The organism is Pseudomonas viridiflava (assembly GCF_001642795.1).
Lineage (GTDB): Bacteria > Pseudomonadota > Gammaproteobacteria > Pseudomonadales > Pseudomonadaceae > Aquipseudomonas > Aquipseudomonas viridiflava.
Genome location: NZ_LKEH01000019.1, coordinates 86414 through 109336 on the forward strand (window position 1 = coordinate 86414; position 22923 = coordinate 109336).

At 59.8% G+C, this 22923-nt stretch carries 17 protein-coding genes; 3 read left to right on the top strand and 14 right to left on the bottom strand.

From position 1 onward, the window contains the following. Window positions 1-105 precede the first annotated feature (105 nt). Together rlmF and AO065_RS06705 are read right to left on the bottom strand one after the other, a co-directional pair. Window positions 106-1119, bottom strand: a complete 1014-nt coding sequence (rlmF, locus tag AO065_RS06700; protein ID WP_004887977.1) for a 23S rRNA (adenine(1618)-N(6))-methyltransferase RlmF — start codon at window positions 1117-1119, stop codon at window positions 106-108. A 164-nt stretch (window positions 1120-1283) separates the two neighbouring features. Beyond that, window positions 1284-4130, bottom strand: coding sequence for a valine--tRNA ligase (locus tag AO065_RS06705; protein ID WP_004887979.1), 2847 nt, complete (start codon window positions 4128-4130; stop codon window positions 1284-1286). 181 nt (window positions 4131-4311) lie between these two features. Here AO065_RS06705 and AO065_RS27165 point away from each other — a divergent pair, with 181 nt between their 5' ends. After that, window positions 4312-5448 (top strand): RHS repeat-associated core domain-containing protein, encoded by a 1137-nt coding sequence (locus AO065_RS27165; RefSeq protein WP_004887980.1) that lies wholly within the window; start codon window positions 4312-4314, stop codon window positions 5446-5448. A gap of 127 nt (window positions 5449-5575) precedes the next feature. Here AO065_RS27165 and AO065_RS06715 read toward each other — a convergent pair whose 3' ends face one another. The 3 genes from AO065_RS06715 to AO065_RS06725 are packed head-to-tail and all read right to left on the bottom strand — an operon-like array spanning window position 5576 to window position 8009. Then, the gene (locus AO065_RS06715; RefSeq protein ID WP_004887982.1) at window positions 5576-6025 is read right to left on the bottom strand and encodes a hypothetical protein; all 450 of its coding nucleotides are present in this window, start codon (window positions 6023-6025) and stop codon (window positions 5576-5578) included. A 7-nt stretch (window positions 6026-6032) separates the two neighbouring features. Further along, a complete protein-coding gene (locus tag AO065_RS06720; protein WP_004887984.1) occupies window positions 6033-6461 on the bottom strand; it encodes a DNA polymerase III subunit chi in 429 nt (142 codons plus the stop codon). A gap of 57 nt (window positions 6462-6518) precedes the next feature. Next, window positions 6519-8009: a leucyl aminopeptidase gene (locus AO065_RS06725; RefSeq protein WP_004887986.1), complete on the bottom strand. Its 1491-nt coding sequence runs from the start codon at window positions 8007-8009 to the stop codon at window positions 6519-6521. A gap of 318 nt (window positions 8010-8327) precedes the next feature. Here AO065_RS06725 and lptF point away from each other — a divergent pair, with 318 nt between their 5' ends. Beyond that, complete coding sequence (gene lptF, locus AO065_RS06730; RefSeq protein WP_004887988.1) at window positions 8328-9449, top strand: LPS export ABC transporter permease LptF; 1122 nt, start codon at window positions 8328-8330, stop codon at window positions 9447-9449. Then, window positions 9442-10503 carry an LPS export ABC transporter permease LptG gene (gene lptG / locus AO065_RS06735; protein WP_004887990.1) on the top strand — a complete coding sequence of 354 codons (1062 nt, stop codon included), beginning with the start codon at window positions 9442-9444 and terminating at the stop codon, window positions 10501-10503. Before lptF ends, lptG begins: the two co-directional genes overlap by 8 nt. A 57-nt stretch (window positions 10504-10560) precedes the next feature. Here lptG and AO065_RS06740 read toward each other — a convergent pair whose 3' ends face one another. From AO065_RS06740 to AO065_RS06780, 9 genes are all read right to left on the bottom strand, one after another. After that, complete coding sequence (locus AO065_RS06740) at window positions 10561-11046, bottom strand: RDD family protein (RefSeq protein ID WP_004887992.1); 486 nt, start codon at window positions 11044-11046, stop codon at window positions 10561-10563. An 85-nt stretch (window positions 11047-11131) separates the two neighbouring features. Further along, a complete protein-coding gene (locus tag AO065_RS06745) occupies window positions 11132-11344 on the bottom strand; it encodes a cold-shock protein (protein WP_004887993.1) in 213 nt (70 codons plus the stop codon). Window positions 11345-11737: 393 nt separating this feature from the next. Continuing rightward, entirely contained in the window at window positions 11738-12862 is a 1125-nt protein-coding gene (gene gcvT, locus AO065_RS06750) for a glycine cleavage system aminomethyltransferase GcvT (protein WP_004887994.1), read from the bottom strand. A 74-nt stretch (window positions 12863-12936) separates the two neighbouring features. Next, window positions 12937-15801 (bottom strand): aminomethyl-transferring glycine dehydrogenase, encoded by a 2865-nt coding sequence (gene gcvP, locus AO065_RS06755; protein WP_004887995.1) that lies wholly within the window; start codon window positions 15799-15801, stop codon window positions 12937-12939. A gap of 10 nt (window positions 15802-15811) precedes the next feature. Next, entirely contained in the window at window positions 15812-16195 is a 384-nt protein-coding gene (gene gcvH / locus AO065_RS06760; protein ID WP_004887998.1) for a glycine cleavage system protein GcvH, read from the bottom strand. A gap of 298 nt (window positions 16196-16493) precedes the next feature. Continuing rightward, on the bottom strand, window positions 16494-18611 hold the full coding sequence (locus tag AO065_RS06765; protein WP_004888000.1) for an EAL domain-containing response regulator: 2118 nt from the start codon (window positions 18609-18611) through the stop codon (window positions 16494-16496). Between the two features lie 9 nt (window positions 18612-18620). Beyond that, a complete protein-coding gene (locus AO065_RS06770; RefSeq protein ID WP_004888002.1) occupies window positions 18621-19010 on the bottom strand; it encodes a response regulator in 390 nt (129 codons plus the stop codon). Next, window positions 18995-20710 (bottom strand): PAS domain-containing sensor histidine kinase, encoded by a 1716-nt coding sequence (locus AO065_RS06775; RefSeq protein WP_032652499.1) that lies wholly within the window; start codon window positions 20708-20710, stop codon window positions 18995-18997. Before AO065_RS06775 ends, AO065_RS06770 begins: the two co-directional genes overlap by 16 nt. Before the next feature lie 169 nt (window positions 20711-20879). Next, complete coding sequence (locus tag AO065_RS06780) at window positions 20880-22388, bottom strand: sigma-54-dependent transcriptional regulator (protein WP_004888005.1); 1509 nt, start codon at window positions 22386-22388, stop codon at window positions 20880-20882. Window positions 22389-22923: the final 535 nt, after the last annotated feature.

Below are 22923 nucleotides of genomic sequence, written 5' to 3' on the forward strand. Positions count from 1 at the left end.
AGACTTGTGTATCCCTGATCGCCACGTTCCTGCGTGGTAACGACGCCCAGGACGCTCCGCGTCCGCTCTTGCTATCCCACGCACCTCAAGCCGCAGGCAACTCCGTCATTGCGAGGCAGTGGTCTGCCGCCATGCACTCTGCTGCGCCTTGTCCAGATAGGTCCAGGCCACAAAGCGGCTCTGTTTCTGCCCCTGACCCATTTCCACCACCCTGACCTCCAGCGCGCCGGCTTTTTTGAGGGCGCTTTGAATCGGTGGCAGGTTGGAGGCTTTGGACACTAGCGTACTGAACCACAGCACCTGAGTCGGGATCAGTGCGCTTTCCTGGATCAGTTGAGTGACAAAGCGGATCTCGCCGCCTTCGCACCACAGCTCTTGAGACTGCCCGCCAAAGTTGAGCACCGGCAGTTTGCGTTTCGGGTCGGCTTTACCCAAGGCGCGCCACTTGCGCTGGCTGCCACGCTGCGCTTCTTCCAGCGAAGCGTGGAAGGGCGGGTTGCAGAGGCTCACGTCGAAGCGTTCGGCGCTGTCGAGCAGCCCTGAGAGGATGTGCTTGCGATTGGCCTGCAGGCGCACGCTGATGGTCTTGTGCAGGTTGTTGGCTTTGACGATGGTGGTCGCCGCCGCGATTGCCGTGCTGTCGATGTCTGACCCCACGAAGTGCCAGCCATAGTCACTGTGCCCAAGCAGCGGATAAATGCAGTTGGCGCCGGTGCCGATGTCCAGCGCCTTCACGGAGGCGCCACGCGGGATTTCGCCGCCATTGCCCTCGGCCAGCAGGTCGGCCAGAAAATGCAGATAGTCTGCACGGCCCGGAATGGGCGGGCACAGGTAATCCGCCGGGATGTCCCAATGGGCGACGCCGTAGAACGCCTTCAGCAGCGCGCGGTTGAACACCCGCACGGCCTGCGGGTTGGCGAAGTCGATGCTTTCCTTGCCATAGGGATTGAGGATCACGAACTTCGCCAGCTCAGGGCTGGACTTGATCAGCTTGGGAAAGTCGTAATGCCCCTGATGCCGGTTGCGCGGGTGCAACGTGGCTTTCTCGCGGGGTGGCGCAGGCTTGACGTTGCGCTGGGGCTTTTTGCGGGGAGGTTTGGGTTTTTCAGACGTGGTCATGGAGGGCGTTGCTCTGAGGATGCGAATGCCGAGTTCCGTAACAACGCGCTTGCCCGCGACCGCGTACGTTCAGCCAATGGTGCTCGACTGGCGTGATGCGGTCGCGAGCAAGCGCGCTGTTACAGATTCAGCTCAACCAGCACTTTCAGGCTGGTGGCTTGCGTTTACAGACTGGCGATACGTGCGTGTTGCTCGGCCAGCTTGCCCAGAGCCTGTTCGGCTTCGGTCAGCTTGGCGCGTTCCTTGGCGATGACTTCAGGCGGCGCCTTGTCGACGAACGCGGCATTGGACAGCTTGCCGCCCACGCGTTGCACTTCGCCCTGCAGGCGCTGGATTTCCTTGTCCAGACGCGCAAGCTCTGCGTCCTTATCGATCAGGCCGGCCATGGGCACCAGCACTTCCATGTCACCGACCAGCGCGGTCGCGGACAATGGCGCTTCGGCACCGTCGATGAGCACAGTCATGGACTCCAGCTTGGCCAGTTTCCTGAGCAGGTAATCGTTTTCGCTCAGGCGACGCTGGTCTTCGGCGGTCACGTTCTTGAGGAACAGTTGCAGGGGCTTGCCCGGACCGATGTTCATTTCCCCACGAATGTTACGCACGGCCAGCATCAGGCCCTTGAGCCATTCGATGTCGTCTTCGGCGGCCTGATCGATGCGTGCTTCGTTGGCCACCGGCCATGCCTGCAGCATGATGGTCTTGCCTTCGACGCCTGCCAGCGGCGCAAGACGCTGCCAGATTTCTTCGGTGATGAACGGCATGAACGGATGCGCCAGCCGCAGCGCAACTTCCAGCACGCGCACCAGGGTGCGACGTGTGCCACGCTGACGCTCGACCGGTGCGGTTTCGTCCCACAGCACAGGTTTGGACAATTCCAGGTACCAGTCGCAGTACTGGTTCCAGATGAACTCGTACAGCGCCTGCGCTGCCAAGTCGAAGCGGAACTGGTCGAGTTGACGGGTCACTTCGGCTTCAGTGCGTTGCAGCTGCGAGATGATCCAGCGATCCGCCAGGGACAGTTCGACGGCTTCGCCGTTCTGGCCGCAGTCTTCGCCCTTGTCGAGCACGTAGCGGGCAGCGTTCCAGATCTTGTTGCAGAAGTTGCGATAGCCTTCGACGCGGCCCATGTCGAACTTGATGTCGCGACCGGTGGACGCCAGCGAACAGAAGGTGAAGCGCAGGGCATCGGTGCCGTAGCTGGCGATGCCGTCGGCGAACTCCTGGCGGGTCTGCTTCTCGATCTTCTTGGCCAGTTGTGGCTGCATCAGGCCGCTGGTACGTTTCTGCACCAGGGTTTCCAGATCGATACCGTCAACGATGTCCAGCGGGTCCAGGACGTTGCCCTTGGACTTGGACATCTTCTGGCCCTGGCCATCACGCACCAGACCATGCACATATACAGTCTTGAACGGCACTTGCGGCGTGCCGTCCTCGTTTTTCACCAGGTGCATGGTGAGCATGATCATCCGGGCGACCCAGAAGAAAATGATGTCGAAACCGGTGACCAGCACGTCGGTGGAGTGGAAGGTTTTCAGCGCTTCGGTCTTTTCCGGCCAGCCAAGCGTGGAGAAGGTCCACAGGCCCGAACTGAACCAGGTGTCGAGTACGTCGTTGTCCTGCTGCAGCGCAACGTCCGGCCCCAGATTGTGCTTGGCACGCACTTCGGCTTCGTCGCGGCCGACGTAGACCTTGCCCGACTCGTCGTACCAGGCCGGAATGCGATGGCCCCACCAGAGCTGACGGCTGATGCACCAGTCCTGGATGTCGCGCATCCAAGAGAAGTACATGTTTTCGTATTGCTTGGGCACAAAGGCGATGCGGCCGTCTTCGACCGCAGCGATGGCAGGCTCGGCCAGTGGCTTGGTGGACACGTACCACTGGTCGGTCAGCCACGGCTCGATGATGGTGCCGGAGCGGTCGCCTTTCGGGACTTTCAGGGCGTGATCGTCAACGCTGACCAGCAGGCCTGCGGCGTCGAAGGCAGCCACAATGCGCTTGCGGGCTTCGAAGCGGTCCAGACCTGCGTATTCGGCAGGCAGGGTGCCGTCGACGCTGTCGTTCAGTGTGCCGTCGAGGTTGAACACCTGAGCGGCAGGCAGCACGGCGGCGTTCTTGTCGAAGATGTTCAGCAGCGGCAGGTTGTGACGCTTGCCGACTTCATAGTCGTTGAAGTCGTGGGCCGGGGTGATCTTCACGCAACCGGTGCCGAATTCAGGATCGCAATAATCGTCGGCAATGATCGGAATGCGACGGCCAACCAGAGGCAGTTCCACGAACTTGCCGATCAGCGCCTTGTAACGCTCGTCCTGTGGATTGACCGCAACGGCAGCGTCACCGAGCATTGTTTCCGGGCGCGTAGTGGCAACGATCAGGTAGTCCAGACCTTCAGCGGTTTTTGCGCCGTCGGCGAGCGGGTAGCGCAAGTTCCACAGATTGCCTTTCTCGTCGTGGTTTTCCACTTCAAGGTCGGAGATGGCGGTGTGCAGCTTGGTGTCCCAGTTAACCAGACGCTTGCCGCGATAGATCAGGCCGTCTTCGTGAAGGCGCACGAAGGCTTCTTTTACGGCCTCGGACAGGCCGTCATCCATGGTGAAGCGCTCGCGGCTCCAGTCAACGGACGAGCCCAGGCGACGGATCTGACGGCTGATGTTGCCACCGGACTCGGCTTTCCACTCCCAGATCTTGTCCAGAAACTTCTCGCGGCCGATGTCATGACGGCTCACACCCTGGGCTTCGAGACGACGCTCAACCAGCATTTGCGTGGCGATACCGGCGTGGTCGGTGCCCGGCTGCCACAGGGTGTTGCGACCCTGCATGCGACGGAAACGGATCAGGGCATCCATGATCGCGTTATTGAAGCCGTGGCCCATGTGCAGACTGCCGGTGACGTTCGGCGGCGGGATCATGATGGTGTACGAGTCACCCGCGCCTTGAGGAGCGAAGTAGTTCTCGGACTCCCAGGTCTGGTACCAGGAAGTTTCGATGGCGTGCGGCTGGTAAGTCTTGTCCATGCGCGGCGGGAACCTGTGGCATTGATTCGGAAACCGGCAAGTATAGCCCTGTGGGCAAGGGACAAGCCACAGGCGCTGGGCGACTGGTTGACTGCTTTCCTCGTAGATATGGCAGTTAACAGCGGATGGGCGAGGGATAACAATCAGGTTTTCAGCCTCTGATTGCAGAGCGTGTGCCGCCATGACCGATGCTCTCGAAACCATACGCACACTGTGTAGATACCGCCATGACGCGCAGGATCGTCTTGCCATTGTCGACCCAGGCGCTCAAGACTCAGTGTTGCGCTTCTATCAAAAGAGTCGTTTGACGGTCGAGATACAAGGCGCGGTGCGTCGCCGCATCTTTCAAAGTGGTGACCATTTGTTGGCTGAGCACAGCATGGAGGGTTCCGCTGCACGAGTGGATATGCTCGGGACTGACGTACAGCGCAGCGTGCTGCATGCTGTGACGGCGCAGGAGCGTCAGTCGCTGGTCTACAGCCCTTACGGCCATCGCTTGAAAGGCACGCAGGTGCCGGGCTTCAACGGGGAGCGTGCTGATCCGGTGACCGGGCATTATTTGCTGGGTAATGGTTATCGAGCGTTCAATCCGGTCCTGATGCGTTTCAATAATCCTGATACGCTAAGCCCGTTTGGTTGGGGCGGCTTGAACGCTTATGCCTATTGTTTGGGGGATCCGGTTAACGTGAGGGATCCGAGTGGGCACTTTGCAGTGTTGAACGCCTTATCAAGTTTGATGAATCGAGTAGGGGGTAGGCTTGGCTTTGTTGGGAGATCGGGTGCCTCGCTGGCAGTCTTTCCTATAGAAACATTACCCTTGGAGATAACCCGAAAGATAATCAATGTGACGCCTCGGCCGGATCTGGAAAGTTGGGCCAAGACGTCCAGAAAGTGGGGTTCAATAATTGAAGATTTGTTAACGATGCCCAAGAGAAATAGGAAAAGCACAGGTGTACTGTGGGATGTCCACAATGACCTGTTTGGTACCAAGCCTCGCGTGTCTCTCTCAAGGCTGAAAAACTCCGATGACTATCGAGCTGTCGTTAGACATATAGGCAGTCAGGAGGGAAGGGCGGCCGCTGAAAACCATATTTTACGTCAGCAGAAAGAACAGTTTTTCAGTCAAAACGTACGGCCGGGTGCAAAGTATAAAGACTTTGTGGCAAAGGTGTGGCGCCTCAAGCGGCCGGATCCGGAGGAGGCCAACTCACTATTGGCAGGTTACCGTGGTTTGTTGACATCTTCCTTTATAGTGGAAGATAGACGATTAACCGTAGACAAAATGATAGACGACATCCGCGGTAAATTGGATGAGTGATTATGCTCATGCAGTTCGGCTGGAACCGGATGTTGGGTCACCGTTCATGATCAACGGAATAATGATCGACGCGCCTCCTAACTGGGGCTGATGCTTTTCGATCCCGTCGATGCGCCGAGTATCGCATTCACTTATTCTGCTGCGCCAGCAACCGCTCCAGTCTCGCCTCGAGCCGACGCTTGATTTCGGTCTCGATGTGCGGCGCGAAGTCGTCGATCACGTCCTGCAGGATCAGCTGTGCAGCGGAACGAAGCTCGGCATCCAGATGCAGCAGGGCGTCCGGATTGGGCAATGCTTCGATGGGTGCAGGTGCCTGAAGCAGTGGCGCGACAGGTTGTTCTGCAACCACGGGCGTATCCGCAGTCAGCGTCGGGATGTGCGCTTCGTCGAGATCGTCGTCGTCATGCGAACTCGAGTTTCTGTTTCCGACCACGTCGAACAATAAGGGAATCTGTCCTTCGCGGTGGACGGTATCGGTCAGCAGCGGTGGCTGCAGGGAGTCGTCGCCGAGCAGTTGACGGATCGACTCGAGGTCGTCCAGCAAGTGCGCGGATTCAGCTTTTTTTGAAGTATCCATCGTGTCCTCAAAGACGCTGCAGTCGGTGATCCTGCGGAGGATAGCCCTGTTCGCGGTAAGAACGGAAACTCTCACGTGCGGCAAGACGTATGGCCGGGTCCTCGACAACCACTTCCGCCACACGGGCGAAGCGTTTGAAGAAGGGCGGGATGCGCAGGTCCAGATTGATCAGCAGGTCTTCATGTGTGCCAGCGTCATCGCCCAGGCCCATGACTACGGGTGCATCGTGATCGCTCTCGGCATTGCCGTGGGGCAGAAAGACTTCGCCCCGGAAACGCCAGAGACGGGCATCGAGGTCCTCACGTTGCGCCGCATCGCTGCAATGCAGATAAACCTTGTGGCCCAGACGCCAGGCTTTTTCGGTGAGCTTGCAGGCGAAATCCAGACGAGCTGCCGGATCCGGGCTGGGAAGAATGTAGAAATCGACTTGGGTCATGTCTGTTCCGCAAGGTGTGGCGTATCGATCAGTGATCGATACGCCACAGCGCTTTGCTTAAGCCCCGACGCGGTCGAGCAGGTACTGGGTCAGCAAGGGAACAGGACGGCCGGTGGCGCCTTTTTCCTTGCCGCCGCTCAGCCATGCCGTGCCAGCGATGTCCAGGTGAGCCCAGTCATACGCCTTGGTGAAGCGTGACAGGAAGCAGGCTGCAGTGATGGTGCCGCCTTTCGGGCCGCCGATGTTGGCGATGTCGGCAAACGGGCTGTCCAGTTGCTCCTGATACTCGTCGAACAACGGCAACTGCCAGGCGCGATCGTCAGCCAGTTTGCCCGCGTCGAGCAGTTGATTGATCAGCGCGTCGTTGTTGCCTAGCAGGCCGGAGGTGTGGCCACCCAGTGCAACCACGCAGGCGCCGGTCAGGGTCGCGATGTCGATCACGGCCTGCGGCTTGAAGCGTTCGGCATAGGTCAGCGCGTCGCACAGCACCAGACGGCCTTCGGCGTCAGTGTTGAGGATTTCCACAGTCTGGCCGCTCATGGTGGTCACGATGTCGCCCGGACGGGTCGCCGTGCCGCTCGGCATGTTCTCGGCACAGGCCAGAATGCAGACCAGATTGATCGGCAGCTTCAGTTCCAGCACGGCGCGCAGGGTGCCGAACACGCTGGCGGCGCCACACATGTCGAACTTCATCTCGTCCATGCCGGCCGCCGGCTTGATGCTGATGCCGCCGGTGTCGAAGGTGATGCCTTTACCGACCAGCACAAACGGCTTGTCGCTTTTCTTGCCGCCCTGGTAGTTCATGACGATCAGACGTGGTGGCTGGGCGCTGCCCTGCGCCACGGCCAGGAACGAGCCCATGCCCAGTTCGGCGAGTTTCTTCTCGTCGTGGACTTCCACTTTCAGATTCTTGTGTGCCTTGCCCAGCGCCTTGGCTTCTTCGCCCAGGTAGGTCGGATGGCAGATGTTCGGTGGCAGGTTGCCCAGATCGCGGGTCAGGGCCATGCCAGTGGCGATTGCCTGAGCGTGGGTGGCGGCGCGCTCGACATCGGCGACGCTGACCTTGGCGGTCAGCAGGGTGATTTTCTTCAGGGCGCGGACTTCGGCTTTCTGGGTCTTGAAGCGGTCGAATACGTATTCGCCGTCCGCCAGGGCTTCGACCAGCAGGCGAGCCTTGCCGTAGGTGTCGCGATTCTTGACCGACAGATCGTCCAGAACCAGCGTCGCATCGGTGCCGCCCAGGCCCTTGAGGGTCGAAAGCACGCCACCCACGATTTTCTTGAGCTGGCGATCGGACAGTTCGGCTTCTTTACCGACGCCGACCAGCAGCACGCGCTCGGCTTTCAGGTTCGGCAGGTTGTGCAGCAGCAGGCTCTGGCCGACCTTGCCTGCCAGATCGCCGCGCTTGAGGACGGCTGCGATGGCACCGCCGCTGAGGGTATCGATGTTCTGTGCGGCATTGCCCAGCACACGGTTCTCACTCACGGTGACAACCAGCGTTGCGGTCTTCAAGGTTTCTGGGCTTACGCTTTTAACAACCAATTCCATGTGGGGTCCCCGGCTGAGCGATGAGATTCGCTATACGAATAAGGTACGCGGCATGACGGCGGTCTTTTCAAGGACAATGCCTGCGACAAGTCTCGCAGTTTGACCCCGGCGCATGACTGCTGACAACCCCGTAAGGCCGCTTGTCGACTGTGTCTGTACGAACTATCCCGAGTGCGCAGTGACAGAAACGTACATTCACAGGATAATGCCGCATATTTTTGGGTGGCCCGTGTTTCTGCGGGCGTGAATATCCGGTTGCCGTGGCTCACAATTTTCCTTGTTTGGCTGCCTGAGCCTGACAACTCTGGAGTGTCTGGTTTGATTGTCTTTCGTTATCTGTCCCGAGAAGTGCTGGTTACCCTGAGCGCAGTCAGTGCTGTGCTGTTGGTCATCATCATGAGCGGACGCTTCATCAAATACCTGGCCCAGGCCGCCTCTGGCGCACTGGATCCGGGTGTACTGTTCATGATCATGGGCTTCCGCCTGCCGGGGTTCCTGCAGCTGATTCTGCCTCTGGGGCTGTTTCTCGGCATCCTGCTGGCCTACGGTCGTCTGTACCTGGAAAGCGAGATGACGGTGCTTGCCGCCACCGGCATGAGTCAGCAGCGTCTGCTGGCCATCACCATGGCCCCGGCTGCACTGGTGGCGCTTCTGGTGGCCTGGCTGAGTTTCAGCCTTGCACCCCAGGGCGCGACGCAATTCTCGCTGCTGATCAACAAGCAGGACGCCATGACCGAGTTCGACACGCTGGTGCCGGGCCGTTTTCAGGCGCTGCGTGACGGTACGCGTATCACCTACACCCAGGAAATGACGGAAGACCGCACCACGCTGAGCGGGGTCTTCATCTCCGAAAAACGGATGTCCACGGACAAGAGCAAAGACCGTGGCATTACGGTTCTGGTGGCCGAGAAGGGGCGTCAGGAAGTACGGCCCGACGGCAGTCGCTTCCTGATTCTGGAAAACGGCTACCGTTACGACGGTAATCCGGGCCAGGCCGATTATCGTGCCATCAAGTACGACACTTACGGCGCACAGCTGCCCAAGCCGGATATCAGTAACGATGTCAGTGATCGTGAAGCGATTCCCAGCGGCGAACTTTTCGGCAATGACACGCCACGATATGTCGCCGAGCTGCAGTGGCGCATCTCGCTGCCGATTCTGGTCTTCATCGTGACCCTGATGGCTGTGCCGCTGGCCCGGGTAAACCCGCGTCAGGGCCGTTATCTGAAATTGTTGCCCGCGATTCTGCTTTACATGTCGTACCTGACCATCCTCATCGCAGTCCGCGGTGCGCTGGAGAAGGGCAAGCTGCCGCTGGCGCTTGGCATGTGGTGGGTCCACGGTCTGTTCCTGCTGATCGGTCTGGGGTTGTTCTATTGGGAGCCGATGAGGCTGAAGATGGCGAGTCGCCGTAGCGTTGCGGAGGTGGCTCGTGGTTAAGCTCGATCGGTATATCGGTAAAAGCGTTTTCATGGCGATCCTCGCGGTACTGGGGATCATTCTGGGACTCGCTTCGCTGTTCGCGTTCATCGACGAGATGGGCGATATCTCGGACAGCTACACGTTGATGGATGCCAGCAGCTTCGTGTTGCTGACCGCGCCACGACGTGTCTACGACATGCTGCCGATGGCAGCACTGATCGGCTGTCTGATCGGTCTGGGCAGTCTGGCCAGCAGCAGCGAGCTGACCATCATGCGTGCGGCAGGTGTTTCCATCGGCCGCATCGTGTGGGCCGTCATGAAACCCATGCTGTTCCTGATGGTGGCCGGTGTGCTGGTAGGCGAATATGTAGCGCCTTACGCCGAGAATCAGGCTCAGGCCAATCGTTCGCTGGCACAGGGCACAGGCGACTCGCAGAGCGCCAAGCACGGTCTGTGGCATCGTCAGGGTGACGAATTCATCCACATCAACACGGTCCAGCCCAATGGGTTGATGTATGGCGTGACGCGCTACCGTTTCGACGACCAGCGTCACATGCTGACCGCGAGCTTCGCCCGTCAGGCTAATTTCAAGACGGACTACTGGGAGCTGAGCGACGTCGCGACCACGTACTTCCGTGAAGGCAAGACCGAGGTCGTCAATACGCCGATCGAGCGTTGGGACGTTGCCCTGAGCCCGCAGTTGCTGAGCACGGTGGTCATGCCGCCGGAGTCGCTTTCGATCACCGGTCTGTGGAGCTATTCGCACTATCTGGCTGATCAGGGCCTGAGCAACGGCCGTTACTGGCTGGCGTTCTGGACCAAGGTCTTGCAGCCGTTCGTGACCGTGGCGCTGGTGCTGATGGCGATCTCGTTCATCTTCGGTCCGCTGCGTTCGGTCACGCTCGGTCAGCGTGTGTTCACGGGTGTGCTGGTGGGCTTCACGTTCCGCATCGTGCAGGACCTGCTGGGGCCGTCCAGTCTGGTGTTCGGCTTCCCGCCATTCCTGGCGGTGCTGGTTCCGGCAACGGCCTGTGCCATCGCCGGTCTGTGGTTGCTGCGCCGCGCCGGTTGACGAGCCGCTGCATCGAAAAAGCCGACGCGATGTCGGCTTTTTTGTGGGCGACTGTTTTTACGTGCGTCTGGGGATTCGCACCAGCCGGGTGCCGGAGAAGCGGTCATGCCAGGTCAGACGCTGTTTGTCATACAGGCTCCAGATGAAACCGAGCCCGACGCACAGCCAGGACACAATCGCGCTGAAAAAGCGCAGCAACGCCTGCATCAGGGAAATGGCTGTGCCGTCAGCGTTCTGTACGCGTATGCCCCACACCTGCATGCCGAGGGTCTGACCAGCGTACGTCCAGAACTTCGCGAAAAAGGCGAACGTTACCACCAGCAGAAGTGACGAAAGTAGCGGATCGCCATCCAGTGCGCCAGACTCGGACAGTTCGCGCAGGCGTGCTTCGCCGATAAAGGCCATCTGCGACAGCTTGTAGAGGAATGTTGTAATAAGTTGCAGTGCGAGGATGAGCAGTGCGTCGTAGCTGATGGCAGCCAGACGGCGGGGGAGGCTTGCAGGCGGGAAATCGCCCTGTGGCCGGAGTACGTGTCGGGGCATCTGGCGGCTCTCGATCACGATGATTGTCGCGACTTGACCTGCAAAAAAGCCTCTGACATTGCTGCCAGAGGCTTTCGGGTTTCGCTTAGCCTTCGGCTTGGACTTCGTCAGCCTGCATGCCTTTCTGGCCTTGCACTGCGATGAAGGTGACTTTCTGGCCTTCTTTCAGGCTCTTGAAGCCGTTACCCTGAATAGCGCGGAAATGCACGAACAGATCCGCACCGCTTTCTGGAGTGATAAAACCAAAACCCTTCTCGTCGTTGAACCACTTGACGGTACCGCTCTGACGTTCAGCCATTTTCTTATTTCCTTGACGCTTGAATTGATGACAGTCCCTTTCAGATGAAAGAGTACTGGGGCTGGTTGCAGGAAGTAAGAAGCGTAGAGCGGGTGTAGCAAACCTAAAGCTACTGCCCAGGTCCCGATTCAGCGACCTATGCAAACACAGTTCAGAAACTCTACGCCAAGTCTCGTTACAAAAACAAGCCCCCGCTTGACACCCTGTTTGCAGGGGGTTGAAGCCTGCAGGGCACTGTTTCCCTGAATCAGTGCAGTAAATGTTTTGCAGCGTTTTTCTGCACTTCGTCGGTGCATTTGCGAGCCATCCAGACAGTCGTGCGCATCCCCGAAAGAGGGTGCGTAAACAGTGACTGATACACTTTCTATAGTGGCTGTCTTTTGACGCCTGCATTTAGCCGCGGAAGTAACGCTGTGCAACAAAAGGCATTTTTGCGACGAGCATCGGAACCTTCTTGCCGCGCACCATCGCCCAGACAGGGGTGTTCAGGGCGGTGTATCGGCTGTCGAGATAGGCCATGGCCAACGGGCCGCCCAGACTTGGGCCGAAGCCTCCGCTGCACACTGTGCCGATCACCTTGTCTTGCGCATCGACAATTTGGGTGCCCTCGCGCACCGGCGTGCGTTCCTGTGGCAAGAGGCCGACACGTTTTTTGTCTACCCTGGCTTGCTGTTGGGCGAAAATCTGCTCCGCGCCCGGGAAACCCCCGGCGCGAGCGCCGTCAGCACGGCGGACCTTGGAAATGGCCCACAGCAGACTGGCCTCAATGGGCGATGTGTCAGTGTTCATGTCGTGCCCGTAAAGGCACAGACCGGCTTCCAGACGCAGCGAATCACGTGCGCCGAGGCCGATGGGTGCAACCTCGGGTTCTTCCAGAAGGCGACGGGCAAGCGCTTCGGCCTTGTCGGAAGGCACCGAGATTTCATAACCGTCTTCGCCGGTATAACCCGAGCGACTGACGTAGCACGTCACCTCCATCAGCTTGACGGTGGCGAACTGCATGAAGGTCATGGTTGCCACTTCAGGGGCCAGTCGTGCCAATACTGTCACCGCCGCAGGGCCCTGCAGGGCGAGCAGGGCGCGTTCCTCGAACAGGGGTTCGATCTTGCAGTGACCGGCCAGGTGTTTGCACAGATGAGCGAGGTCCTGATCCTTGCAGGCGGCGTTGACCACCAGCATCAGCTGTTCGTTGCCCAGGTTGGCGACCATCAGGTCATCAAGAATGCCACCGGTTTCGTTGGTGAACATTGCGTAGCGCTGCATGCCGACCGGCAGGTCGACGATGTCCACGGGGACGAGGGTTTCCAGCGCCTTGGCAGCATCGGCGCCTGTGAGGCGAATCTGTCCCATGTGCGATACATCGAACAGACCGGCCTGAGCGCGGGTGTGTAAGTGTTCTTTCATAACGCCTGCCGGGTATTGCACAGGCATGTCGTAACCGGCGAACGGCACCATCTTTGCGCCCAGTTCACGGTGCAAAGCGTGCAGCGGAGTAGTCAGCAGGGATTCTGTGGACATGTTCGATTCCTTGTAGAACGGGCCGTGCGGGACAACACTGCCCGTCAGTGAGGGCAGTGTGTGGGCATGAGTGATCAGGCTTCCTGATAACTCTCGATGGACGGGCAGGCGCAGACCAGATTGCGGTCACCGAATACGTTGTCCACGCGGCCGACCGGTGGCCAGTACTTGTTCTCGATCAGCGACGCAACCGGGTACACCGCCTGTTCGCGGCTGTAGGGATGCGTCCACTGACCGACGATTTCGGCGGCGGTGTGCGGGGCGTTCTTCAGCGGGTTGTCGTCCTTGTCCAGCGTGCCGTTTTCCACTGCGCGGATTTCTTCGCGGATCTTGATCATGGCGTCGCAGAAGCGGTCCAGCTCTTCGCGGGATTCGCTTTCGGTCGGCTCGATCATCAACGTGCCGGCCACCGGGAACGACATGGTCGGTGCGTGGAAGCCGAAGTCGATCAGGCGCTTGGCGACGTCATCGACGCTGATGCCGCTGCTGTCCTTGATAGGACGCAGATCCAGAATGCACTCGTGCGCCACCAGACCGTTGCTGCCGGTGTAGAGCACCGGGTAATGATCTTCCAGACGGCGGGAAATGTAGTTGGCGTTGAGGATCGCCAGTTGCGAGGCGCGCTTGAGGCCTTCGCCGCCCATCATGCGGATGTACATCCAGGTGATCGGCAGGATGCTGGCGCTGCCGAACGGCGCTGCACAGACCGCGCCTTCCTTGCGTTCCATGCGAGCGTGGCCCGGCATGAAGGGCGCGAGGTGGGATTTCACGCCGATCGGGCCGACGCCCGGACCGCCGCCGCCGTGCGGGATGCAGAAGGTCTTGTGCAGGTTCAGGTGCGAGACGTCACCGCCGAACTTGCCCGGAGCGCACAGGCCGACCATGGCGTTCATGTTGGCGCCGTCGATATACACCTGGCCGCCATTGTCATGAACGATGCTGCAGATTTCGCGAATGCCTTCCTCGAACACGCCGTGGGTGGACGGGTAGGTGATCATCAGCGCGGCCAACTGGTCGCGATGTTGCAACGCCTTGGCGCGCAGGTCTTCGATGTCGACGTTGCCGCGCGCGTCGCAGGCCGTCACCACCACGCGCATGCCTGCCATGTTGGCGGTGGCAGGGTTGGTGCCGTGAGCCGAGGACGGGATCAGGCAGATGTCGCGGTGTTCATCGCCGCGGCTCTGGTGATAGGCGCGAATCGCCAGAAGCCCGGCGTATTCGCCCTGAGAGCCGGCGTTGGGCTGCAGCGAGATCGCGTCGTAGCCGGTCGCCGCGCAGAGCATCGCTTCCAGCTCGTCGGTCAGTTGCTGATACCCCGCGCTCTGTTCGGCAGGTGCGAACGGGTGCAGGTTGCCGAACTCGGCCCAGGTGACCGGGATCATTTCGCTGGCGGCGTTGAGTTTCATGGTGCACGAGCCCAGCGGGATCATGGTGCGGTCCAGTGCCAGATCCTTGTCGGCCAGCTTGCGCAGGTAGCGCATCAGCTCGGTTTCCGAGTGATAACGGTTGAACACCGGGTGGCTGAGGATCGCCGATTGACGTGTCAGCGCAGCTGGCAGGCGCGGCTGGACATTGGCCGACAGCTCGGCGAAGTCCGGCACGCTCTGGCCGTCAGTCGCGAAAATCGACCACAGCGTCTCGATGGCGGACGGCGAGGTGGTTTCGTCGAACGACAGACCCAGGTGTGAGTCGGTGATTTCGCGCAGATTGATGTGCTGGGCACGGGCCGCAGTATGCAGGGCGGCGGTTTTGCTACCGGTCTGCACGGTCAGGCTGTCGAAAAAGTATTCCTGCTCGATCGTGTAGCCCAACTGCTTCAGGCCGTCGGCGAAAATTGCGGTCAGGTGATGCACACGGTTGGCGATCTGCGTCAGGCCGCGCGGTCCGTGGTAAACGGCGTACATGCTGGCGATATTGGCCAGCAGCACTTGCGCGGTGCAGATGTTGCTGGTGGCTTTCTCGCGGCGGATATGTTGCTCGCGGGTCTGCATGGCCAGACGCAGGGCCTGCTTGCCATGACGGTCCACCGACACGCCGACCAGACGGCCCGGCATGTCACGCTTGAAGGCATCGCGGGTCGAAAAGTAGGCGGCATGCGGACCGCCGAAGCCCAGCGGCACGCCGAAGCGTTGGGCGGTACCGATGGCCACGTCTGCGCCGAACTCGCCCGGAGGCGTCAGCAAGGTCAGGGCCAGCAGGTCAGCGGCGACGGCGACCAGCGCATTGGCGGCGTGGAAGCGCTCGACCAGCTCACGGTAGTCAAACACGTCACCATTGCTGGCCGGGTATTGCAGCAGAGCGCCGAAGTAGTCGCTCACGTCACCCAGTTCCGCTTCATCCGCCACGACAACGGTGATGCCCAACGGCTCGGCACGGGTGCGCAGCACGTCAAGGGTCTGCGGATGGCAGTGGCTGGAAGCGAAGAATTGCTGGCTGCCCTTGTTCTTGCTCAGGCGTTTGCAGAAGGTCATGGCTTCGGCAGCAGCGGTGGCTTCGTCCAGCAGCGAGGCGTTGGCAATCGGCAGGCCGGTGAGGTCGCTGATCAGGGTCTGAAAATTGAGCAGCGACTCCAGACGACCCTGGGAGATTTCTGGCTGATACGGCGTGTAGGCGGTGTACCACGCCGGGTTTTCCAGCAGGTTGCGCAGGATTGGCGCGGGCGTGTGGGTGTTGTAGTAACCCTGACCGATGTAGGTCTTGAACAGCTGGTTCTTGCTGGCGATGGCCTTGATTGAGGCCAGTGCGTCGGCTTCGCTTTGCCCGGCTGGCAGGTTAAGGACGCTGGTGCCCTTGATGCTCTCGGGGATCACGCTTTCGCTCAGCGCTTCGATGGAATCGAAACCCAGTGTTTGCAGCATGGCTTGCTCGTCGTCGGCGCGCGGGCCTATGTGGCGAGCGATGAATTCGTTGGCGGTGCTCAGTTGAATGCGGTCAGTCATGGCTCGCTCCTCAGGCTTCGGCGTTGGCTTTGATCAGGCGGTCGTAGGCGTCCTGATTCAGCAGGCCGTGGATGGCGTTGGCGTCTTGCGGAATGAAGCGGAAGAACCAGCCGGCGCCGAGGGCGTCTTCGTTGACCAGTTCAGGTGTGGCGTCGAGGGCCGAATTGACATCGACCACTTCACCGTCCAGCGGCATGTTGATGCTGCTTGCGGCTTTTACCGACTCCACGACCGACACTTCGGCGTGTTGAGTGTAGGCCTGCAGTTCCGGGAGCTGTACGAATACCACATCCCCTAGCGATTCCTGTGCATAGGGTGTGATACCGACCGTGACACTGCCATCGTCTTCGGCGCGCAGCCATTCGTGATCGACAGTGAAGCGCAACTCGCTCATAAAAACTCCTAGGGACAGATTCTCGCGCTGGGCGCGACGTTATCCCTGAAGCAAAGCAATATCGTTGCCACTTTGTATTTGTCTTTTTGAATCAATGGTTTAGGCGTTTTATGATCGTCTTTGAAATCAGCAGGTGTAGTGAAATCGCTACAGTCACTGTGTTCCAGAAAAATCCCTGCCGATCAAGGCCTTGATTGCACAGGGTCAGCCCATTCTGGAATGAAATCATTACAATGGAATGATTTCATTACGAAAGATGCCTGCATGACGGTTGTCCTCTGCAACAGTCGATTTTCCGTTATGCAGGGACACCCTGACTCGACCGCAAATAGAGTTCGAGTTCGTCCAGTGGCAACGGTTTGCTGACCAGATAGCCTTGAATCTGATCGCAGTGGTTCTCGGTCAGGAAGGCTCGTTGCTCGGGCGTTTCAACACCTTCTGCAATAACCTTCAGGTCCAGACTGTGCGCCAACTCGATGATGGCCCGGGCAATGGCGGCGTCCTGCGGGTTGCTGGTCACTTCACGGATGAAGGCAATATCGATTTTCAGCTTGTCGATGGGGAACCGGCGCAGGTAAGCCAGGCTCGAGTAGCCTGTGCCGAAGTCATCGATGGAAATTCTTACGCCCATGTTCTTGAGGGTTTGCAAGGTCGTGATGGTGTGCGAGGTATTCTCCATCAGCGAACTTTCCGTCAGCTCGACCTCCAGCCACTTTGGATCGACCTTATGCCGTTCAAGGGCCTTACCGATGTCGGCAATCAGGCCGCTGCCCTCGATCTGCTGACCTGAGACGTTGACCGCCACCTGAAACGAGCCCAGTCCTGAACGTTGCCACAGGGCAATCTGGGCGCAGACGCTGTCGATCATCCAACTGCCGACCTCGCTGATCAGGGCCAGGCTTTCCAGCACCGGGACAAACACAGCGGGCGATATCCTGGGTTGATCCGGGCGCGGCCAGCGCAGCAGGGCTTCAAGTCCGCAGATGCTGCCGTCTTCCAGGCTGACCTTCGGCTGGTAGGCGATTTCGAAAGCGCGTTGCTGGACGGCCTCGCGCAGTGCGTTTTCAAGGTCCAGACGCTCCGAGACTTCAGTGTTCATCTGGGCGGTGTAGAACCGATAGCCATCCACCCCTTTCTTCTTGGCGTTGTTCATGGCCGTGTAAGCGTGGCGCACCAGTTCACGGGCGTCCTCGCCGTCCTCGGGGAACAGCGCGACGCCGATACTGGCGGTCATGACCACGCGCTGGTCTTCGATCTGGAAGGGCGTGCGCAAGGTGGTGCGGATACGTTCCAGTATCTGATGGGTGTCGGCCTGACCTTCGCGGATCATCAGAATCAGCGCGAACTCGTCGCCGTCCACCCGGCCGAGCGTGTCACTGGCATTCAGGCACCGCGCCAGACGTTTGCTGACCTCGAGCAGGGTCTGATCACCGAGTACATGTCCCCAGGTTTCGTTGATGTTCTTGAAACCGTCCAGGTTGACGGTCATCACCGCCAGCTTCCAGCGGCTGACGGCGGCCTGGGTCAGACCCATCTGCAGGCTGGTGTAAAACAGGTCGCGGTTGGGCAGGCCGGTCAGGCTGTCGTAGTGAGCCATTTTCAGCAGACGCTGATCGGATTCCTTGCGCCGGGTGATGTCGTGCACGATGCCGACGATGATCCAGTCGTTGCCCGCCTGATAGGCCTGGCGATGGATTTCCACTGACACATCCCGACCGCTCTTGTCGCGGATCATGGTTTCCAGTGGTTCGCTCGGGCCATTGCCGGCAATGATCTGGTCGTAGACCACTTCCAGCTGTTCCATGGAGCTGTCGCCCAGTTCCGCAGGCGTCTTGCGCTGCAACTCGTCGGCGGTGTACCCCAGCAGCTGGCAGGCTCGCCGATTGAATTCGATCAGGCTCATGGTGTTGCGGTTGATGAGGAAAATCGCATCGTCCGAGGCGTCCATCACCGAGCGAAAGCGCTCCAGGTCAATGGTCCGCTGCTGCAACTGATCCTCGAGGATCAGATTGTGGTCTTTCATGTAGTCGCCGAACGATTTGAGCCGCAGCAGGTTGCGTACCCGCAGCCACAGCTCGGCACTGTCCACCGGTTTGTTGAGGTATTCCTCGGCGCCCGCCTCCAGCCCGGAAATGCGCGCGCTGCGCTCGTCGAGTGCCGACAGCATGATGATCGGGATATTGGAAGTGGTCTTCCCGGACTTGAGCCGACTGGCCACTTCGTAGCCGTCCATGCCCGGCATCATGATGTCCAGCAGGATCAGGTCAGGCGCATGCTTCTCGACCATCTCCAGCGCCTGTTCGCCAGATTCCGCCGTCTGCGTCCGATAGTGCTGATTCTGCAGGAGCACTTCCAGCAGATCGCGTACATGGACGTCGTCATCGACGATCAATATCGTTGCGTTGGTTTCGGGCATGACGAGCACTCAGGTGGTTGGCCGTTCGGGCGGATTCTTTGCCAGCAAGGTCTCGATGACCCGATACAGTTCTTTGTAACTCAGCGGCTTGGTGATGTAGGCATCACAGCCGGCCAGACGGATTTTTTCTTCGTCTTCTTTCATCGCCATGGCGGTCAGGGCAATGACCGGGATGGTCGCGGTCCTGGCATCGCTCTTGAGCAATGAGGTGGCCTGCAGGCCGTCCATTCCGGGCAAATGAATGTCCATCAGGATCAGCTGCGGCTGACACTCCTGCGCCAGTCTTAGGCCAGTCTCGGCATCTGTTGCTGCTGTCACACCATGCCCGGCGCTGGTCAACAGCAATTCGGCAAGGCGCATGTTGGCTGCGTTGTCTTCGATGATCAGGATTTGGGCCATGGCGCCTCCACAGGTATGTGAGCGCGAATCGGCAGCCAGACCACGAAACGTGCGCCCAGGTCCTTGACGCTGGCGACCGCGACACTGCCGCCGTGCAACTCGGCCAGCTGTTTGACCATTGCCAGGCCCAGCCCGGTGCCTTCGAATTTGCGTGACAGGCTGCTATCGATCTGGCTGAAGGCCTTGAACAGTTTGCTCATGTCGCTTTGTGCAATGCCGATCCCGGTGTCGCTGACGCTCAGTTCCAGGAACTGATCATGCTCGCCGGCGGGCAACTCGAAGCCATGAGTTGGCCAGTCGCCCTTGATCGTGCCAGCCAGTGCACGGGGCACCTGACGCACGGCCAGCGTGACCCAGCCGCCGGGCGAGCTGAACTTCACTGCGTTGGCCAGCAGGTTGTAGACGATTTGTTTGGTCTTGCGCCGGTCCAGTTCCATCAGGCCGAAATCGGCTTCCGATTCCAGTTTGAGCTGAATGCTCTGCAGCGCGGCCTGCTCACGAACGATCAGCAGGCTATTGCTCAGCAGCTCGCTCAGTTCGACCGGCTCCAGCTCCAGCTCCATCATGCCGGCCTCGACCTTGGACAGATCGAGAATGTCGTTGATCAGCGACAACAGGTGCTGGCCGCTGTTGAAGATGTCGCCGATGTACTTGCGCTGCGTATCGGTCATGTCACCGACCATGCCGTCGCGCAGTGCCTCGGAAAAACCGATGACGGCATTGAGTGGCGTGCGCAGCTCGTGGGACATGGTGGCGAGGAATTCGGACTTCATGTGGCTGGCATGTTCCAGCTCGACGTTCTTCTCTTCTAGGGTGCGTTCGAAGCGCTTGCGCTCGGTGACATCGCGGGCGGCGGCAAACACACCCTTGAGCTTGCGGTCGCGGTCATGGAAGGTCGCGGCGTTGTAGGACACCACGGTTTCGGTGCCGTCGTAGGCACGCACGGTAAGTTCGTAATCGCTGACGGTGTGTTCGCTGAGCACGCGCTTGATGGCGGCTTCGGCGCTGGCCGGGTCGGTAAAGAAGTTCTTGCATGGCGCGCCGATCAGTTCGTCACGGGTTCTTCCGGTCAGCGCCATCATCTGCTTGTTGACGTCGGAAATGATGCCCTGCGGGTCGGTCATCATCAGTGCATCGGTGTTCGACTCGATCAGCGACCGGGTGTAGAAGTGCTGATCGCGAAGCCGCTGGTCGAGCAGGGCCTGGGTTTCTTCTTCCTGCTTGCGCGCCGTGTTGTCGGTGCCGATCAGCAGATAACCGATGATGGTTTCGTTACTGTCGCGCAACGAAGTGACCGAGACCATGGCCGACAGTCGACTGCCGTCCTTACGGATGTAGGTCAGTTCGTAAATATCTTCGATGCCGCGAGACGCTTTGAACACCAGTGCTTCGAAGCCTGGCGTGATGGGTGTGTTGAGTTCGTAGCTGAGGGCCGCCGCACGGGCGATCAGCTCGGTGGGGTCGGAGATGTCGGCCGGGGTGATCTTGTCGACCACATCTTCGGACTGATAGCCGAGCATGCGCTCGGCGCCGACGTTGAAAATCTGGATGACGCCGTGCTCATCGGTGGCGATGCTTGAAAAGTAGGCACTGTTGAAAATCGCGTCCTGCAGCGCGCCTGTCTTGAGCAGGGATTTCTGACGACGTGATTCCGTGATCCTTTCGTCGCGAGACTCAGGTTCTACTGGCGGGGTTTGCATCATTGCTCCCGTTACTTCGTGAACCAGCCTGAGGACGAGGCTATACCGTCTGCGACCGGCCACACCAGAAAGTGTTGCCAGTCACACTTCGACTATCAGCCGTTTGCCACTAAATAGCTACCAAAGGTTTGCGTCAGATCGGCCGTTTGTCGCTGCAGGCACGCTACTTTCAGGATTTGCCGGGAATGCCGTACTTGCGCAGCCGGTGGGCGATGGCGGTGTGCGAAGTGTGCAGACGCGTGGCCAGTTGGCGAGTGGACGGATAGTCGGCGTAGAGTTTTTCCAACAGGTCCTTTTCGAAAGACTCCACGGCGTGCTCAAGGCTGTCGACTTCGACCGTGCTCTGGCCTGCAATAGCGGTGCCCGCGATGTCCAGATCGCCGATGTCCACCACGGCGCTTTCACTGATGGCTGCCGCTCGGAAGATCACGTTCTGCAGTTGCCGGACATTGCCCGGCCAGCGGTTGCCCAGCAGGGCAGGGTAGGTGCCCGTGGCCAGACGACAGACCGGACGCTGGATCTGCGCGCAGGCCTGCTCCATGAAGTAGCGCGCCAGCAGCAGAATGTCCTGGCCGCGTTCGCGCAGGGGCGGCACTTCCAGGTTCAGGACGTTGAGGCGGTAGAACAGGTCTTCGCGGAAGGTGCCCTCGCTGACCATCTTTTCCAGGTCACGATGGGTGGCGCTGAGGATGCGCACATTGACCTTGACCTCGCGGTCGCCGCCCACCCGCCGGAAGCTGCCGTCGTTGAGAAAACGCAGCAGTTTGGCCTGCAGGTAGGGTGACATTTCGCCGATCTCGTCGAGAAATACCGTGCCCTGGTTGGCCAGTTCCATCAAGCCCGGCTTGCCGCCACGCTGGGCACCGGTGAAGGCGCCAGGGGCGTAGCCGAACAGCTCGCTTTCAGCAAGATTCTCCGGCAACGCCGCACAGTTCAGGGCCAGAAACGGCTCGCCATGCCGGGCGCTGCTGGCGTGGCAGGCGCGGGCGACGAGCTCCTTGCCGGTGCCGGTTTCGCCCTGAATCAATAAAGGCGCATCGAGTGCGGCAATCCGCTGCGCGCGCGCCTTGAGGGTGCGGATGGCCGGTGAATCGCCCAGCAGCGCATCGAAGCCTTCGGCGTGGTCGTGGTGCAACGCCGAAAGGCGTTCGCCGATCCGGCTGGGCAGGTACAAGGTGATCAGCGCGCCCGCTTCGGTGATCGGCGTTGCATCGAGCAGCAGTGCTTCGCCGTTGAGGGTGATTTCGCGCAGCGGCAGACGAAAGCCATTGTCCAGCAACGCGGTTTGCAGGCTGGGGTCGGCAAACAGTTCACCAATGGGCTCGCCCGAAGGCTCGCGGCCGATCAGTGCGATCAGCGCCGGATTGGCCAGCAGCACATGCCCGGCACTGTCCAGCGCCAGAACCGGATCGGTCATCGCCGCCAGCAGTGCATCGAGCTGCAGGTGACGACGTTGACCGGGCAGGATATCCACCACTGTGATCGCCTCGACACCCCGCACCCTGAACAGAGCGTCCTTTAGTTCTTCGAGCATCTGATGGCTCAGGGTCGGCGCGTCGATGTAGACGTTCGGCGGCACCATTTCCACGGCATCCAGATTCAGATTGCGTCCACCCAGAATCGCCAGTACTTCCTGGGTGATACCGACACGGTCGATGAAACTGACATGGATACGCATGAGGCAGAGCGGGTTCGCAAACGAGAGGCTGGCAAGTATGCCCTGTGGCGCGGCGTTTGGTGAAATTCAGCGTGATGACCCGAGAATGTGACGCGGAGCGTAGGCACGATCATCAACCTTACACCGATCGTTCCCATGCTTGTGCTCATCTTTATAAACAAGTTCGCAAGACGCGCAAAACGGGGGGGGGCAAAACGAAAGTTACTGACTGAATGCATACCCCGTGGGAGGCGGCTTGCCGGCGATGGCGTCCGTTCAGTCACTGACAGGTCGCTTCAGAAAAAGCATCGCCGGCAAGCCGCCTCCCACAGTCCGTGGTCGCAGCAAGACTCGGTTATAACGCTGAGCGCAAGCATGGGCATGATCGGCGTGCTTGAGATCACGCTGATCGTTCCTACGCTCTGCGTGGGAATGCCTCCCAGGACGCTCCGCGTCCGNTGAATGTAGCGCAGTGATGTGGCCAGGCACCAGCGTTATCCACGTCATGCGCTCGGCTCACTGAATCCGCAATCTGTGCCATTTGTGACGCGGAGCG